General features: G+C 66.7%; 14 protein-coding genes and 1 pseudogene. 12 read left to right on the forward strand and 3 right to left on the reverse strand.

The genetic code is table 11. The features are described 5' to 3' along the window. Positions 1 to 1050 precede the first annotated feature (1050 nt). The 8 genes from ACFY8W_RS00005 to ACFY8W_RS00040 all read left to right on the forward strand — a co-directional run bounded on the left by ACFY8W_RS00005 (position 1051) and on the right by ACFY8W_RS00040 (position 10394). Positions 1051 to 1200 (forward strand): hypothetical protein, encoded by a 150-nt coding sequence (locus tag ACFY8W_RS00005; protein ID WP_382548715.1) that lies wholly within the window; start codon positions 1051 to 1053, stop codon positions 1198 to 1200. A 531-nt stretch (positions 1201 to 1731) separates the two neighbouring features. After that, entirely contained in the window at positions 1732 to 2868 is a 1137-nt protein-coding gene (locus ACFY8W_RS00010; RefSeq protein WP_382548717.1) for a hypothetical protein, read from the forward strand. Positions 2869 to 3256: 388 nt separating this feature from the next. Beyond that, positions 3257 to 3877: a hypothetical protein gene (locus tag ACFY8W_RS00015; protein WP_152369426.1), complete on the forward strand. Its 621-nt coding sequence runs from the start codon at positions 3257 to 3259 to the stop codon at positions 3875 to 3877. Between the two features lie 570 nt (positions 3878 to 4447). Further along, positions 4448 to 4987: a DUF4365 domain-containing protein gene (locus tag ACFY8W_RS00020; RefSeq protein ID WP_167309075.1), complete on the forward strand. Its 540-nt coding sequence runs from the start codon at positions 4448 to 4450 to the stop codon at positions 4985 to 4987. Then, positions 4984 to 6186, forward strand: a complete 1203-nt coding sequence (locus ACFY8W_RS00025; RefSeq protein ID WP_152369428.1) for a hypothetical protein — start codon at positions 4984 to 4986, stop codon at positions 6184 to 6186. Before ACFY8W_RS00020 ends, ACFY8W_RS00025 begins: the two co-directional genes overlap by 4 nt. A gap of 438 nt (positions 6187 to 6624) precedes the next feature. Further along, positions 6625 to 7365, forward strand: a complete 741-nt coding sequence (locus ACFY8W_RS00030; RefSeq protein ID WP_382548723.1) for a hypothetical protein — start codon at positions 6625 to 6627, stop codon at positions 7363 to 7365. Positions 7366 to 7420: 55 nt separating this feature from the next. Beyond that, positions 7421 to 7855 carry a hypothetical protein gene (locus tag ACFY8W_RS00035; protein WP_152369430.1) on the forward strand — a complete coding sequence of 145 codons (435 nt, stop codon included), beginning with the start codon at positions 7421 to 7423 and terminating at the stop codon, positions 7853 to 7855. A 169-nt stretch (positions 7856 to 8024) separates the two neighbouring features. Beyond that, complete coding sequence (locus tag ACFY8W_RS00040) at positions 8025 to 10394, forward strand: hypothetical protein (protein WP_391098141.1); 2370 nt, start codon at positions 8025 to 8027, stop codon at positions 10392 to 10394. A 34-nt stretch (positions 10395 to 10428) separates the two neighbouring features. Here ACFY8W_RS00040 and ACFY8W_RS00045 read toward each other — a convergent pair whose 3' ends face one another. Further along, complete coding sequence (locus ACFY8W_RS00045) at positions 10429 to 11070, reverse strand: hypothetical protein (RefSeq protein WP_152369432.1); 642 nt, start codon at positions 11068 to 11070, stop codon at positions 10429 to 10431. A gap of 466 nt (positions 11071 to 11536) precedes the next feature. Here ACFY8W_RS00045 and ACFY8W_RS00050 point away from each other — a divergent pair, with 466 nt between their 5' ends. After that, positions 11537 to 12235 carry a Helicase associated domain protein gene (locus tag ACFY8W_RS00050; protein ID WP_391101611.1) on the forward strand — a complete coding sequence of 233 codons (699 nt, stop codon included), beginning with the start codon at positions 11537 to 11539 and terminating at the stop codon, positions 12233 to 12235. Between the two features lie 92 nt (positions 12236 to 12327). Here the strand turns inward: ACFY8W_RS00050 and ACFY8W_RS00055 are convergent, their stop codons facing one another. Continuing rightward, a complete protein-coding gene (locus ACFY8W_RS00055) occupies positions 12328 to 12597 on the reverse strand; it encodes a hypothetical protein (RefSeq protein ID WP_391098145.1) in 270 nt (89 codons plus the stop codon). Positions 12598 to 12838: 241 nt separating this feature from the next. On the opposite strand from ACFY8W_RS00055, the gene ACFY8W_RS00060 reads away from it, so the two are divergent. Both ACFY8W_RS00060 and ACFY8W_RS00065 read left to right on the forward strand, forming a co-directional pair. Further along, the gene (locus ACFY8W_RS00060; protein WP_391098147.1) at positions 12839 to 13054 is read left to right on the forward strand and encodes a hypothetical protein; all 216 of its coding nucleotides are present in this window, start codon (positions 12839 to 12841) and stop codon (positions 13052 to 13054) included. Positions 13055 to 13827: 773 nt separating this feature from the next. After that, complete coding sequence (locus tag ACFY8W_RS00065; RefSeq protein WP_391098150.1) at positions 13828 to 14241, forward strand: DUF6086 family protein; 414 nt, start codon at positions 13828 to 13830, stop codon at positions 14239 to 14241. 41 nt (positions 14242 to 14282) lie between these two features. Here the strand turns inward: ACFY8W_RS00065 and ACFY8W_RS00070 are convergent. Beyond that, positions 14283 to 14507: pseudogene (locus ACFY8W_RS00070) on the reverse strand (transposase); the annotation flags it as partial. Between the two features lie 358 nt (positions 14508 to 14865). Here ACFY8W_RS00070 and ACFY8W_RS00075 point away from each other — a divergent pair. Then, on the forward strand, positions 14866 to 15690 hold the full coding sequence (locus ACFY8W_RS00075) for a helix-turn-helix domain-containing protein (protein ID WP_391098152.1): 825 nt from the start codon (positions 14866 to 14868) through the stop codon (positions 15688 to 15690). Positions 15691 to 15693 lie beyond the last annotated feature (3 nt).

Genomic DNA, 15693 nt, shown 5'->3' on the forward strand with positions numbered 1-15693 from the left:
CAGCCGGGAGGGGGCGGCGGCCAGGACGGGTCGGGCTGCCAGCCCGCCGGAGGGACCCAGCCCTGGACCAGGGGCCAGTTCGGCGGCGGATTGAATCGGAACCTGTCCACACTCACCCGTCCACTCCCCTCCCCCGGCACCGCCCGGTGCCCCGCCCTCGATTTCCCGCGCGATCATGCCGTGCAGGCTGCCGGGAGGAAGGCCGATCACGAGGATCGGCGCAAAAGGCACCCTGGCTGCCACCGAAGGCCGCGGGAGGGGCGTCGTCGCGCTCCGGCTTCGAAAGAGCCATACTCGGCGCGTGTTGCCGCCGGTTTGGGCGACGTTTGTCAGGCTCCCGCGGACGGGATGGCGTGACGCTGCCGCACTGAGCAGCCGTTCTGCGCGGCCCTGTGTCCCGGGTGGGACCGTGCCTGCCGAGAGGGCCGGCATTCCGCCCAGGGCCAGTCAGTGTGTCTCGGCCACGCGGGGGGATATCGCACATACCACTCGTGTGTGCCCAAGTCACCTTACCTTGCACATCAGATGGCCGGTTTCTATGCCTCCGGTCCCCCACTTCCGAGGAGTTGTTCGTGTCTGCTTCCCTTACGCCCGTCCAAAGCATCGACGCCACGACCGCGGCACTCCAGGAAGAGCTTCCTCGCCTGGAGCAGCTTCAGCAGGAACTCGAGAAGGAGCTGGCCGCGGTCTCGGAGCGCGTCCTGTCGGTCCGTAAGGCACTGACGGCCTTGCTGGCCCTGGCCGAGACCCCTGCCCCTCGGGCGGTGCAGGCCGCGCCTGAACCGGCTGTGGCAAAGGACGAGACGGCGGTCGAGGCGGCGCCTATACAGGAAGCGGGTCCGGTTCCCGCGCCCCGCAAGGCCGCCACCACACGCGCGGCCGGCGAGCGTAAGACGACGCCGGCCAAGGCCAACGGGCGGAAGGAACGGTTCCCCTGCGAAGAAGCCTCGCGTCGCGACCGCGTCGCGGAACGCCGCTCCTGCCGCGAAGGGCCCTGCCGGCTTCACCGAGCAGGTGATCGGCATTCTCGCCCGTTCACCGGAGACTGCGATGCGCGCGCGGGACGTCGCCCAGGCACTCGGCCATGATTCCTCGACGGGCGCCGTGAACTCCGTCCGCAGCACGCTCAACCGCCTCGTGGCCACCTCGCGGGCCGCCCGCGCCGGCCGGGGTCTCTACCAGGCTGCTGCCGCCAGCTGATCCAGTCGCAGGTCATCGCCATCCGGCACCTCCTCGCCGGGGCCTCGCTGACGGAGTCTGGCACCTTGTGATCTCTGTCCGCACATCGACCCGGCGAGGCTCCGCTGCCCTTCGTTGCGGGCCAGTCCGACGAGGGCTACGGCGTCGTGGTCGAGTTCGCCGGCTGTTCAGAGCCGCACCCCGCCCAGGCCGCCGCAGCATCTCGATCACCACCCGTTCCAACAGCCGACACCGCGCCTGACCACGCTTCCCCAACTGGTTGCACAGGGGGCGTGAACTACCGCAACTGAAACCACCAGATGCCCCCAGTCACCGCGGCGCTGCCGGCTGCGTACGCAGCGCCTCGAATCATGGCGAACCCTGCGGCCCGAAGCAGGCGTCGGGGTCCTTTGCGAAAACGTCTCGTCATTTCGTCTCTCCTCTGAGCTGGCTGCCGTGCGCACGATGCGCGACAGGCGTATGGCTCAGTAGGCCAACCCGTCCCAGAGTGAGGCCCTGTGTGAATCGCGGGGTTCTAACTAGACTCGCCTCGTGGTGTGGAAAGAGCCCAGCGAAGCCGAGCAGCGATTGTGTGAGCAGCTTGCGGCGCACGGGCTGTCAGTGAGCTGGGCGAAGATTCGTCGATGGCGCGAGTTCGGTGCGCTGCCCTGGAAGAAGCGGGAAGGCCTGGGGCGTGGGGCTGGGTCGAGCTCGGGGCTCCTACCGGAGACTTTCGCTGTTGCTCAAGCCCTGGCGCTGGCCACCGCGAAGAAACGGCCCCTGGAGCAGGCCGTACTCGAGGTGTTCACCACGGGCGCTCGGCTCGATCAAGTCCTCGCGGCCGCGACGGTACCGCTACCCGAACGTGCGGTTCGACGCGCTCTGGCCTGGTACATGGCGCGGGATCGCTCCCATCCCTTTGCCGCCATCGAGATGGCCGCCAGATCCGCAGGCGGCTGCCCCGACAAGGCCATGGATGCCGCTCTGGAGGCGGCTCACCGGTACTTCCCCAAGCTGTACCGCCAGGCGAAACAAAAGGGGCGACCGCCGGGTATGACGGTGCCCGACAGCCTCGCCGACGCCGATGGCCTCGCGACCATCGCCGTGGCAACGGTGCTCGGCTTCGAGGTCTTCGGCGCCGACGCCGTTGTGGAGGCAGTGAACCAGTCGCTGCCCGAGCTAACTGACGAGTACGGGGACCAGGTCTTCGCCCAACTGAGCAGCTCTCTGCGAGGGGCTGAAGGTCACGGCGCGAACCCGTGGTCCCGCCGTGCTCGCTGGCCCTCGCTTCAGGACCGGATCCAAAGGGTGGAAGAGGTCGAGTACGCGCAGCTCTGCGGGATCCGCGATGCGCTGGCCCTACTCGTGGAAGCCTCCCCCGCGCTGGCGCTGGCGCTGGCGCGAAGAGCAGGGGTCGAAGATCCGGCTGTACGGCACGTTGAGGCAGTTCGGGCGGCGAACCGGCGCACAGATGAGTACCTGCGACGGGCCGAGGACATCAGCCGCTGCCCCACGGAACGGGCCTGGAAGGACTTCACCGGCCTTCTCCTGAACGTCTGCATTTCGCCACGGCGCCTCAGTACTTTCCAGGACGATGTCACGGCTCTGGATCCTGCCTTGAACGACATTCCAGGCCTTGGCCGTCGGGTGCTCGCGAGCTGTATCGCCGCCTCGGCCGGCGAAGCATAGGGGCCTCGCTCACTGCAAGAACACCAAGCGCCGGATGCCAAGCCGAAGCGAAGCCGTTGCGGCTGAGTCTTCAACGGGGTGCAGGAGGTACCGTTCCCTGGCACGCAGCGGGACAGGTCGGCATCAACCCTCTACAGCCTCACAGGCCCAGGTGTGCCATCGTTCCAATGTGAGTTCTGAAGACATAGCCGCCTACGCGTCACTTATGGCAGGCATCGCTGCCCTGGTCATGGTCGCTTTCGGACTGCGCCAGTTGCGCTTGCTACGGGAGCAGAACCGGAGCAGTCAAAGGGCGAGTGCCGCTGCTGTGGAAGCTGCGGATGCTGCTCGGGCTGCCGTCACTGAAACGGCTCGGACACGTGCTGACACGTTCGCGCCAAGGATCACGGTGCTGTCCGAGGAGCCCCAGTGGCCTCCGCTCATCAGCCGGCACGCGTCCCGTGGAGATCGTCTGTTTTCCTCGGGCGTCGTGCATGGTGCCGAGCAGCTGGGCCGGGAAGAGCTGATCTTCCCCGAGAGTGCGGAACACCTGATGTGGTTCGTCGTCCGTAGTGTTCTCACGAACGAGGGTGCCTCGACAGCTCGTGTCCGGATCATGGGAGACGGCGAGTTCATCGAAGGTGATTCTCACCTGCTGCCCGGTGAGCGGCTGTCTGTCCCTCCGCGAAGTGCTGCAGGCTCCGGCTTCGGAGAGGACTATTTGCACCGGATGCACATCCTGCGTCCCGGACAGTCAGCTCTCGTTCAGTGGGCCGCTCCGATGAAAGTTGCCGAGTGGACCGTCAACCATGATCTGGGAGCTCCACCGGAGGCGAGCGTGACGATCGAGGCCTTCGACCACGCTGCCCATGGTGTCATCGACCGCACCAGGGTGAGCGTCACCGCTCGGGTGCTTCGTCCGGTCCGCGGGCGTGAGGCGCACTGGGCTCTGACCACCGCCGAACCCCGGGACGTTCACGTCGTGGTCTGGGATACCGAGCGCGAGTACCGCAGCGAGCAGCGCGACTGACATGCGACCGTAGAGGCAGCACGGTGCCTGAGCCGATGCAGGATCTGTCACCCGGTCGGGAGCACTGTACGTCGGCGGCCAGGGGGAGCTCGAGATCGCCTGCCTGGCCCCTACCTCGCGCCTGCGCCTGCGTGAGGCTGACAGCTCTCGGAAGTGCGGGTGCCCGGTGGCAGACTCTGGCCGCGCTGGCCGGGAGGGTGCCACTGACTGACTCGTTCAGCTGGCGTACAGGTTGAGCAGGTGTTTGCCCGGTCGGGGCTCGAGGTTGCGGTAACTGAATCGCAGCAGGGTACGGCCAGCGGCGCTGTGGTCTTGGCTGAGACTGATGGGCTTCAGAGGGTGGGCTGCGTGAGAAGCGTCAATCGATTAGCGGACCTGGCATCGCGGACGTAGATCGCCCCCTGCCCGGGGCGTCCATAGTTTGCTGCCCGGCCTGGCGTTGCAGGGCTAGGATCCGCCCGCAGCGTTCGCGGCGGTCTTTCGTACTCGGGGACGGTGAGTGAGGCATAGAGTGTGGCGAGGGTCGAGCGGTGCGGGTGGTGGCCCTTGGGGCGGGAGCGTGATCGGCGGGTGGACGAGGCGGGGTTTCGCCGAGCGGGTATCCCCGCGAGCGCGCACAAGGAACGCGCGAGCTATCACGTCCTGGGGCTTGTGGCCAACAGTGCAGGCTGTCAGCTGCAGGATCCGCAGCTCGACTACGACTGTCTCGACACGACAGTGCTGGGTTCGGGTCCACACTCTCGGCGCGGCCCCCGGTTCGATGTCCAGCTGAAGTGCACAAGCAGCGTCCATACGGCAAGGCCGCTCGCCAATGGCGACTACTCGATGAACCTGCCGGCCGACCAGTACCTGAAGCTACGAGCCCCGGGCTATGTCCCGGTGCGGCTGGTAGCGATGATCCTCCCAGAAGGAGTAGAGGTTCCGCAGGTCAGGAACGACGGGACCTTCTGGGCCCTGGATGGTTTCATGCTGTGGTCCGACCCGGAGGACTGGCCTGCGCTTGAGCCTGGGAGGAAGTTCGGCAGAGTGATTCTCCCGCGGGAGAACGAGTTCACTCCGGAGTACGTCAGAGACCTGATCAAGCGCCTGGGCAACGGAGGTGGGCGGTGAAACTGGAAAAGCTGGACTCTGGGGCCTTCCGGCCCCTGGTTCCGTCTGTCTCCGTCGCGATGCTCTCGGACTTCCTTCATGAGGCTGGCTGGGTGCTGGCCGACGAACGTGAGGGACTAGCGGAGTACTGGCTTTCCCCCCAGGCGGGAGCCGGTGAATCGGAGGATGGGGCCTACCTGCTGCCGCTGAACGAAGGGATGCGTGACTACGACCGTAGGCTGGCCGAGCTGCTCGCGGGACTGGCCGACTACTTCGGTGATGACGCATCACAGCTTCTGCAGCGAATCAGTTCCGTGGACTGGGACACTCTGTTGTTCCGCATAAATCCTGCCGGGCCTGGTGAGTCCGTGCCGCTTGCCGAGGCTGCGAGCGTCCTCGCTGTGGGCTCGGAAATGCTGAGGCTGGCGGCTCTCTACACGGACAATCCCGAAAGGACCGGATGGGGCAGCCGCCGTAGTGCCGGCGTGGCGGCCTATCTGCGCGACGGGGTGCGGCTCGGCCACACCCGGCAGGGCAGCTTCGTCTTCCCGGTGATGTCTCGTACCGGGCCATGGCAGGGAACCCGGCCGCCATTCGGACGGCAGGTCATGATGAACCTCGCCGCCGCGCTCGACCGTGTCCATCGCTGGGTCCGTACCGGCGCCGATGAACGTGAGGGCATGCCTCCGTTCGAGACCGCCGTTGCAAAGTCCCTGCGTCCGCTTGCCCGAGCCGGAGACCTGTCGCTTGAACTGTCGTTCCAGTGGGCTGCGAATCCTCCCACCATGGAGAACATGCGAAACAGTCCCCTATCCTTCGACGCCTCCGCCGTACGTACGTTGCACAGACGTACCCAGCAGCCGACCATGCCGCACGGCATCGAGGATGATCTGCCGGAGCCGGAGAGGGCTGCTCTGCGGTCTCCCTCCGCCATCACCCGCCAGCCGCAGGAACAAGAACTCACCGGCGAGATCGTCGCCATCGGTGTAGATGACCGCAATGCAGCCCGAGGGCAGAACCCCTGCTTCATCGTGCTCCGTGTCGGGGAGAACGACTACACCATGGCGGTCAACCATGACGAGCATGACTACGCGCTCCGCGCGCGTCGAGACGGACGGAGGGTCACCGCCAGAGGGGAAGTCGCCATGCGTGGGAACGGGAGAACGATCCAGGGCTCTCTGGTCCGGGACCAGACTCCCTCGCTCCCCCGTCGACCTTAAGGCGTATAGGCACGTCCAAGGGACTACCGCCGCCATTGCAGGAGGCAGCTGGTAGGCACCCGAGAACGCAAGGCAGCCTCGCTGGTCTCAATACTCGCAACCGTCTTGTACGAGGGGCGCTCCCCAGGTCAAGTTGGCGTCCCGCTCGACGGCTGCGAGCAGACGCTTCATGGGGTGCGGCCGACGTACACCAGTAGCGGCTTCACCCTCTGGATCGCCCTTCGGCGGTACCTCTACGACGCCCCGGGTGATGTCCGAGGCTGGACCTATGCTGATCACGTCTTGACCCGATGAGGCTTCGTCCCGGTCGCTGGGCATGGAGATGGAAGCGGAAACAGAGGTCCCGTGGCGAAGTCGTCTCTCGGCCCGCAGAAACGCTCCTCAACAACGGCTGCCGGTGAAAGGTCCGTCGCGGCCGCCGGCAGTATCGCGACAGCCGTGACCGGCGACGGGAACGTCGTCATAGCTGGCGATGTGAATGTCATCAACTGCTACATGATCTTCAGCAACACCAAGGACTCGGTACCTGGGGTGGGCGAGGTGGCAGTGGTGGATCAACCTTCGGTAGCGAACAGGGAGAAGGTATTCGTTCCCGTACTTGCGGGCATCGTGAACTGGGTGGGCCAGGGCATCTCATTGCATCCCGGCCCACGCCTGGTGCGCGCTTATGTCGAACACGCCCTGCGCCAGGTAGGTGCCGAGGGGGTGGCCGCCTACGGCCAGGAGCTCGACAACGGCGACACTCTGCTGTTGTTCACGGGCGCCGAGGATGTACGCGTGCTCGGCGCGCTCCTGCTGCGCGAGCTGGATCAGCTGATGGCGACAGACTGGCAGCGAGCCTCACGCAAGGAGGGCTACCTGCTGCCGCAGGTACGGCTGATGCTGCATGCCGGGTTCGGGGAGTTCGATGGCTCCGGCATCTGCAGTCCGTCACTTGTCGATGCCCTGCAGTCGCACTCCAGGACCACGGCGATGAACGACGCAGGTGCCGGGGACGCGGTCGGTGTGGTGGCGTTGGTCGCGCGTGACGCCTTTGATGCCGAGGTTTATGGCTTGCACTGCGGCGGGGCCCAGCTGTGGCTTTCGTTCACGCACACGGTGCCTGGTGCTGCCAGTCTGGACTTCTGGTTCCGTGGCGCGCTGGGCGTGGAACGTCGTGAGCCTCCTGCCGACACATGATGCGGACGAATCCAGGATTCGCAACTAGGTTGTCTGGAAGTAGAGATGAGCAGGAGTGGTGATGCTGACGGGTTGGCGCAGGGGTGTGTTGTGGACGGTGGCGACGACTGCTGGTCTGATCGTTGTGGGCTTGACGCTGCTGCTGTGGCTGAATGATCTCGGGACGGCAGGGACGGTGGCGGGCTTCGTCGCTGATACCGCCGCGATCATCATGGTCGTCCTGACCGTGCGGGCGCTCTTGCTTCAGTCCGGTCAGCAGCAGAATCACACTACGGCGTCGGGCCCGGGGGCGGTTGCGGCCGGTCGTAGCATCGGCAGGGCCGTAACGGGCGATGGTAATCAGGTATCGGGGCCGGCCCCGGCCGTCGCGCCGGGTGGTTCAGCGCTGGGTGGTTCAGCGCTGGGTGGAGCGGTGGAGGCGTCAGGATCGAAGTCGGTCGCGGCGGGTGATTCGATCGGTGAGGCTGTGACAGGCGACAACAACACGTGAGAGACAGCCGGAGCTCGATCGGTGGGGTGAGCATGGGGGACGGGATCAGCACGTGAAGTCCTGGCGGAGCCGTTTCGGCATCGGGCGGGAGAACAGGTGGTCCCGTGGCTCCCAGGAAGGTTCAGCTGAATCACGTGGGGTGTCGGCGTCGGGGGACGGGGCCGTCGCGGTGGGCGGGGATGCCGGCTTCATCCTGAATGGGCACTACAACACGGTGCTCATGGTTCCGGGATACGGGGGGCCGAGAACGCTGGATGACCTGGCTGCCGCGGGCCGGGCCCGCATGGTGCAGCGCTGGCATGCGGTCGGTGTTCCGCTCGATGTGGCGTGTACGTTCGCCGATACTGCGCATCTGGGATCCCTTCCCTCTGCGATGGTCACCTCGCCCGAAGGCCGTGTAGTGGTCCTGGAGGGTAGCTTTGGGGCGGGTAAGTCGCTGGCAGCGGAGCGGAAGCACCAGCAGGACATCACCGCAGCCCGCACAGATGCGCGGGCCCCCATTCCTGTTCACCTCCACGCCAAGCACATTCAGGGTGGTGTGGTCGACGCAGCCATCCGGGCAGCACGTCCCTTCGGTGATCCTGCAGCACGTGGGATTGCTCTAGTGGTGGACGGACTGGATGAGCCCGGCCCGATCCGCGGCAAGGAACTGTTGGATCAGGGTCTCAGCTGGACCGCTTCGACGGCCGGGCAGCGTTGGCACATCCTGTTCACGGTCCGCCCTGGCCTGGAGCTGAACGACTCTGTTCGCCGGATCATGCCGGATTTGGGTGAGGATGAGACGGCCCTGCTGATCGACCGGCTCGGCGGGAACGGATCTGCCGTGGGCAGTCAGCCGAGCATGGTGCGCCATGTGCTGCGCCGTCCGTTGTTCGCCATCATTGCAGCCGGGCTGCAGCGCGATCGGAGTCCTCTGCCACACAGCCCGATGGCCTTCCTGCAGGCGCTGGTGACCCGGGCCCTGCGCGATGCGGAGGAGGCCAAGGAGGAACGCGCCGAACGGTTGCTTCAGAAGCTGGCCACGGAGTGTGCAAGCACTGGTGGTCTGGCAGCAGCCGCTGATGTGGGCAGTCCTGGCGACGTGCACGCGCTGCTGGGTACCCGGCTAGTGGTACGTGTCGGCGAGCGACACCTGGCGTTCGCTCTGCCCGTGCTCGAGCAGTACTTCACTGGTCAGGCTCTGCTGGCCGGCGGAGTACCGGCCGACGTGACGCAGAACGTGGAACTGCTGGACCGCTGGCGCTACGGGTTGGCCATGGCAGTCGCCTCGGCAGGCTGGGAGGCGGCACGAACGGTGATCGAACCTCTGCTGCGCGCCCAGCCGGGCATCGCGGCATGGGTCGTCCACGAGGCCGTCCCCCGCGCTGTACCTGAGAGCGAAGGTCCGTGGCCGGATATGGCTGCCAGCCTGGTCAGCCAGCGCCTGCAGGCGACCCTTGAGGCCTGGCAGCAAGGGCTCGGCCCGGCAGGCGACCTGATCTTCTTCTACACAAGATGGTCTGGCCCCGTCACGGTCGATGCCCGGCTGAAGGGCAACAAACTGGGACTGCACATCCTGCGGAGACACGCCGACCACACTCCGGAACTCGCTATCCCCGTCTCCCATCGCTGGGCGGAGCCGCATGGAATGCGCCCCCTGGCAGCATCGGCCCGGCCAGTTGCGGCAGATTACGCCGCCTGGCCCTGGCAGGAAACCCTGGGCACAGTTGCCTCGCGCCTGCACATGCTGTGTGAGCGCAGAGATTTTGACCTGGCCGACTGCGACGCCTACACGAAAGAGCGGTTGTGGCTGGCAAGCACAGGCCTGCTGAGACGTGCAAGCCGGCGCTATGCACCATTGCAGGCAGACGAAGCACATCAGGCCTTGCGTCAAAGTCTCTACTCCGCGGGAAGGCTGCCTGTCCGGTCAAGCTACGGTCACCAATTCAGCGGACGGCAGGTGGAGTTGCTTCGGATTGACGAGCAACTCGGCGGTGGTCGATGGGCTGACGACAGCGGCATGCTTCACTACCCCTACGCTGCGCCCGACCAGGAAGACGGTCCCCACGTGCACTGGGTCTGGGACACATACAGTCCCTCACAGCTCAGGCTGCGTACCGAGCAGGTCCTCTCCGCCGCCATGGAGATCTACACCGCGCTCGTCGACACCTGGTTCCCCCACCTCAAGCAGGTTCTCGGCCTGGCCAGCGCCTGCCCCGCCACATTGGTCGCCGACCTGTACGTAGCCCCGCCCCAGGACAGTGACTCCTATGAACCGCCCCTCATGCGACTTTCCCTCCGCCCCTCGACGGGCAGCTCGGTCAGCGTCCACCTCGTGCCGTCAGAGGATGACCTCTACGCTCCAGCCCCGCCTCTCTCACCCGGAAACGAGCCGGCAAGGTCCCCATGGGCGCGCCCGAGTACACCGGTCATCAGCGAACCCGAAATCTTCGACGACGCTCCCGCGATCGGCTATGCCTACGCCTGGCTTCACGAAGACCTGCACCGCCTACACCTCACCTCACACGGACCAGGAAGAACAAACTCTGGCCTGCCATAGCGCTCTTACACGCGGCATACGGCAGAGCTGCCTGCTACGGCACGCGGCGCTCGGGTAGCAGGCCCAGTTCACGTGCAGTGGCCAGGTCCTCGTACGCCGTGGTCCGGCCGACATGCATGCCGGGGCAGACGAGGGTCTCGATTACCTGGCGTGTGGAGAGATCGGCTGGTGCATCCCAGATGATCTGCGCGGTCTTCTCGATGCGCGGCAGGTAGGTACTCCACCATCGTGGTCCCGTACGGCGCCGGAGTTCCTTCACGAGAACGATCTGCGGATCGGGCATGACATCGCCAAGTCGCCTGATACGTGGTGGCCCCCATCCATCAACGATCCACTCCCAGCCCTCTTCGGTGGCTTGGAAGGGACCGTAGGGAATCATGGACAGGGCCAGCGGCAGAGCGAGCCTCCGGGCGGCAGCGCGAATCCGGTCCTTCTCCTGGTCCGAAGACACGCCACCAACCGTGGTGGCGTTCTCTTGCTCGACGAACCCTCCGCGGTCGACCTCGAGCGCGACGCACATGTCCACGCCGGTAGCGTTGCAGCTCAGCCAGATGCGGAAGCGGGGCGGGAAGAGGTGGCCGGCCACCTGGACCGGACGGTCCTTGAACCAGGACTCGTCTCCGTCGTGAAGACTGGAGGGCTCGACGATCAGACCCTCCGCCCAGTATCGGTTCACTCAGCTCCCTCGCCATGGGAGCTGCGGAGCGCACCGATCAGCAACAGGCCGAGAGTTGTCGTCCCGCCGAACGCCACGGCGGCATCCCGTACTGCCTTCGTGACCGGCTCGGAGTCAGCCTGGGCAAGGATCACGGCTGCGGCAGCCGCGAGCAGCCCCACCAAGACAGCCACCAGTACGCGGTAGTGAGTAGGTTGCACGGCTCCACTCTCGTGGCACTGCGCCGGGCAATCCAGGGTTCTTCGGTCCGCAGAATGCGAGACGAAGAAGCGGACAGCCTCTGACCTGCATAAACTCCACAGGGGCCGTTGGAGTCGGCATGGAAATGACACGGCCTTTCGTCACTAGCGTCAGCGCCAGTGCGTCACGGCCTGTCAATGACAACTAGCAGGTCACCAGGCCTACGCCGCTGACATCGAGGTGACGACTCACTACTGACACTTCCCTGCAGACCATCAAAGAGGGCCTGTCCGCCGCGCGCGGGTGGGCCGAGACGAACGGGCACCTCCTGGCCCCGCTCGACGCCACCTTCCAGGGCTACAAGGTCGGCATCTGGCTGAAGAACGCGCGGGCCACCACCCGGCGTGCCCAGGAGCTCGAACAGCGCCAGGCCGAAGGTCTGCCGGTGGAGTCGTGGGCCGGCGCCCTGTCGGCGGAGAGGCGCGAGCAGCTGGAGGACATCGACCCGTCCTGGTGCCCGGCCTGGCCCGTCGCATGGCAGCGCGCCTTCCACCTCGTCCGGCTCCACCTCGAAGAGGCCGGCGGCACACTGCCGACCGAGCCCGGCAAGGTGATGCACCAGGGCGAGGACCTCGGACGGTGGGTCCGGGCGCAGCGGCTCGGCTGGGACAAGCTCACCACCGTCCAGCAGTGGATGTGCGAACAAGTCCTCGGCATCACACCCGCCAACGAGGAAGAGAAACCGCCCCCGCGCCGTACGCAGGCCGACAAATGGGCAATGTACTACCAGGCCGCCAAACAGTACTACCAACGCGAAGGACACCTGTGGGTACCGAGGAAACACATCGAACGCATCGTCAGCGTCGACCAAGAAGAGCGCGAGCTCCGACTCGGAGCGTGGATCAGCAACCAACGCAACCGAGCGGCGACGCTGACACCAGACCGGATCGAGCTGCTATCCCAGATCGGCATGCGATGGACATAGCGGTAGGGCGGGCAGCGGGGGCGGACAGGATGATCCTGACCGACCCCGCTGTCATCAGGGCCAGTCGAAGTCGAGCGTGCCCGGAGGTGGCGTCAAGGTGTGTCGCCGGACCAGTACCAGCGGTTTCGCTCGCCGGGCCGCGGGTCGTACAGGGCCCGGCCGCCGGCGCCGAACTGCCCGAGCTCGGTCGTCAGCGCGACGCCGGTCTGGATCTCGTCCGTCGTCCAGCCGGTGATGTCGAGCAGCAGCCCGTCAAGCGGGCCGCCAACCAGTTCGGCGTAGTCGCGGTGCGGGAGCGGGCCCGGGTGGTCGTGGTCGGCGCCGTAGACCCGGCCGCGCAGCAACTCCTCATCCCTATGCATGGGTCTCAGCCTCCCAGCCACCACCGACAGCCGGGCCCGGTACGCGTACCCATCACGCCCGCCCGCCGGCGGCGCGGGGCTTGCCCAGGATGGCCTTGAGCTTGCCCGCGCCCGCTGGCGGCTTGCCCGGCTCAGCGGCGCAGGCGCGAGAGCCAGCCGGTGGTCTTCTGCTCGGGCACAACCTGGTCCGCACTCCCCGCACAGGGGTGGGCGGCGTTCCGGAGGAAGGGCGTCCCAGCCGGTGCGCTCCACCGCTCTGTCCCCTGCGGCGTCCCTGCTCGTGGTCGGCTGGCTTCAGGTTCTCCTGAAGCGGGAACGCCGCACCACGCTGATCACGCTCGCCACTGCGCTGTCGCCCGGTAGCTCAGTAGTCGTCCATGGCGGGCAGTCATGGGAGGTCAAGGTGGCCCCGGCCCCCGACCGCCTCCTCGTCATCCCGTACCGCCAGGTGCGATGACCGCGCCCAACCCGGTTGCAGGGGTCCCCGGCCAGGGACCCCTGCCGCACACCGTTCTCAAGGCCACTGTCGAGGAATACTGCTCTGTCTGTTCCAGTGCCGCCGCGTACGTCTTCCGGCGCGCCCCACCGCCGGCCTTGCCGGGCGGGTTCGCCCGGCTCGCGCGCAGCTTCTCCCACGCCTCGTCAGGATCCGCCTTCATGTACATGGGCCGACGCTACCCCGCGGCACCGACACCGGTCAGCGACGTAGTCGAGGCCCAGGGCGTGACCGCGGGCGATAGGCGTACGAGCGGGAGCCAAGCGTGTCGCAGAACCAGTCCCAGCGCTTCCGCTCGCCGGGCCGCGGGTCGTACAGAGCCCGGCCGCCGGCGCCGAACTGCCGCTCGGTGGAGAACGCGACGCCGGTCTGGATCTCGTCCGATACCCAGCCGGTGATGTCGAGCGGCGCGCCAGCCGACCGTCGCCCTCCTCCACGACCTCGCCTTGATGCTGCGGGCGGCACGGCTGCCGCGCATCCCCCCATCTATCAACTCGGCTGCGAGCAGTGGTACCTGGGTCCTAGTCGTTGCGGGACAGATCGCGAGAGCTAGGGCAACGGCATGATCATTCGAGGCGCATGCGTCATACGAGGCATGCGCCTCGACGGCGGCGACGTGGAGGTTCTCCGTACCATCGTTGGCTCTGTCCGCGAGAACCGGTTCTGGCTCACTTTCCGTGAAGGGCTGACTGACCGTAATGTCGAGCCCCTATGACCAGCGGTGAGAGGCTGACATGAGCCCGTACTACAAAATGGGCGACCAAGCTCTGTGGAACCCGTCGAACGGGGCGTCCCGGTTGTTCATGAGCCAGGTCACCGTCTATCAAGTCGAAGTGGGTCTGCCATCCGGCATCGGCCCCATGGAGGCTGACGAGTGTCAGATCGACCCCATCGCATTCGCAGTGTTCGTCGACGCGCTGCTCGCCTGGCATAGCGAAACCAGGCACGCAGTCATGGCCGCTCTGTCCGAAGGGTTTGTTGCCACGGTGCTGGCCTTGGCTGAGAAAGCGAACATCGAGGTGAACTGGCACGCTGCCGAGCGCGCCGAGAGCGACTATCTCCAGACGGCTTCGGATCCCCATGCGAAGGAGTGGACAGCCGCACTGCAGCAGAAGTCACGCGAGCTCACCCGGCACGTGGCGGCCTGAGGCTCGTCTGTCAGTACCCGTGGCAGGCGCGCAAGCGTGTCCTATGTGGAGAGCAGGACACGCTTGCGGAGGAGATCGAAGCCGGCTCGGCCGAACATCTGGCGTTTGAGCATCTTGATCCGGTTGACGTGTCCTTCGACCATGCCTGAGTTCCAGGGCAGGGTGAGGCCGGCGATCACGGCGTCGCGGTCGCGGTCGATGCCTGCGGCGAGGGTGTGGAGGCTGGGCAGGTCGTCCTGGCGGACGGCGTCGATCGCCGCGTACAGCTCGACCTTCGACATCCGCGGCATGACCAGCACCTTTCACCAGGAGCACCTCGATGCTGCCCTGGCAAGAACCCCAGTGCCTCCCAAACGCGTCGACATCACCCATCCGTGGAACAGGGCGCCTCCCAAACCCATCGACAAGCGACCTCAACAACTGCTCGATAAAGCCACGGTTCTCGCTTCCGAGGCTGGGCCAGGTTCCCGGGTCCGCGCCGGCTCATCTGCGGGGGCGTGCTGGGGCTGTCGAGGGCGTGCGTTGCGTGGTGGTCGCGGAGCGGACTGGCGAGCGGCACGGCGGTCCGGTTGATAATCTTGCCGGGCTCGCCGGCTCGTACTCCGGGTAGGGAGGGAAGGTCGCATGGCCATCGGGATCGGAGCACGTCCGGCGCCCGCCTTGCGGCCGTACGTCGACTCGTATGTCGGTTTCGACCTCCGCGGGCTCGCGGCGGGGGTGCACTGCGGCCCGCCGAGTCGCGTTCTCACTGCGGTGATCAGCCTGTCAGACCCTTTGGAGGTGGCGGCGGGCGTTGGCGACGGGTCACCGGTCACCCGGTTCGGCAGTGTGGCCAGCGGGCTGATGGGCCGGTCCGTCGCGATCCACCACGACGGACACCAGCAAGGTGTGAAGGTGGCGCTGACACCGCTCGGGGCTCGGGCCGTCTACGGCATGCCCGCCGCTGTGCTCGCCCACCGGCTGGTCCCACTGGACGAGGTTCTCGGAGCGCTCGGTGTCGAACTGGCCGACCGGCTCCGAGCGGCATCGACCTGGGCGGCGCGGTTCGCCGTACTGGACGAGTTGCTCTTGCGTGCTGTGGGTCGTGGCGCCGGCAGCGACCGTGTGTGCCGGATGCGCCCCGAGGTGGCCGAGGCCTGGCGCCGCCTCGTCGCCGCACGGGGCTGCGTCCAGGTCGGTGCAGTCGCCGCGGAACTGGGCTGGAGCCGCCGGCACCTGACCGAACGGTTCCGTGGCGAGATGGGTCTGTCCCCGAAAGCCTTCGCCCGCGTTCTCCGCTTCGAGCACGCGCACGACCTGGCGACGGCGCGGGACCGGCTCCCGTGGACCGAAGTGGCGGCCATCGCCGGCTACGCCGACCAGGCCCACCTCGTGCGGGACTGGAGCGAGTTCACGGGCCGCACGCCGACGGCCTGGCGGCGCAGTGAGGTCCTCCTCGCAACCGGGTAGTCG

The sequence above is a fragment of the Streptomyces sp. NPDC012637 genome, from assembly GCF_042954805.1.
Lineage (GTDB): Bacteria > Actinomycetota > Actinomycetes > Streptomycetales > Streptomycetaceae > Streptomyces.

Bases quoted from the DNA above. Each gene is read 5' to 3' on its own strand.
- ACFY8W_RS00005 (WP_382548715.1), top strand. From the start codon at position 1,051: ATGCGCGCGCGGGACGTCGCCCAGGCACTCGGCCATGATTCCTCGACG.
- ACFY8W_RS00055 (WP_391098145.1), bottom strand. From the start codon at position 12,597: ATGCATAGGGATGAGGAGTTGCTGCGCGGCCGGGTCTACGGCGCCGAC.
- ACFY8W_RS00065 (WP_391098150.1), top strand. From the start codon at position 13,828: ATGAGCCCGTACTACAAAATGGGCGACCAAGCTCTGTGGAACCCGTCG.
- ACFY8W_RS00075 (WP_391098152.1), top strand. From the start codon at position 14,866: ATGGCCATCGGGATCGGAGCACGTCCGGCGCCCGCCTTGCGGCCGTAC.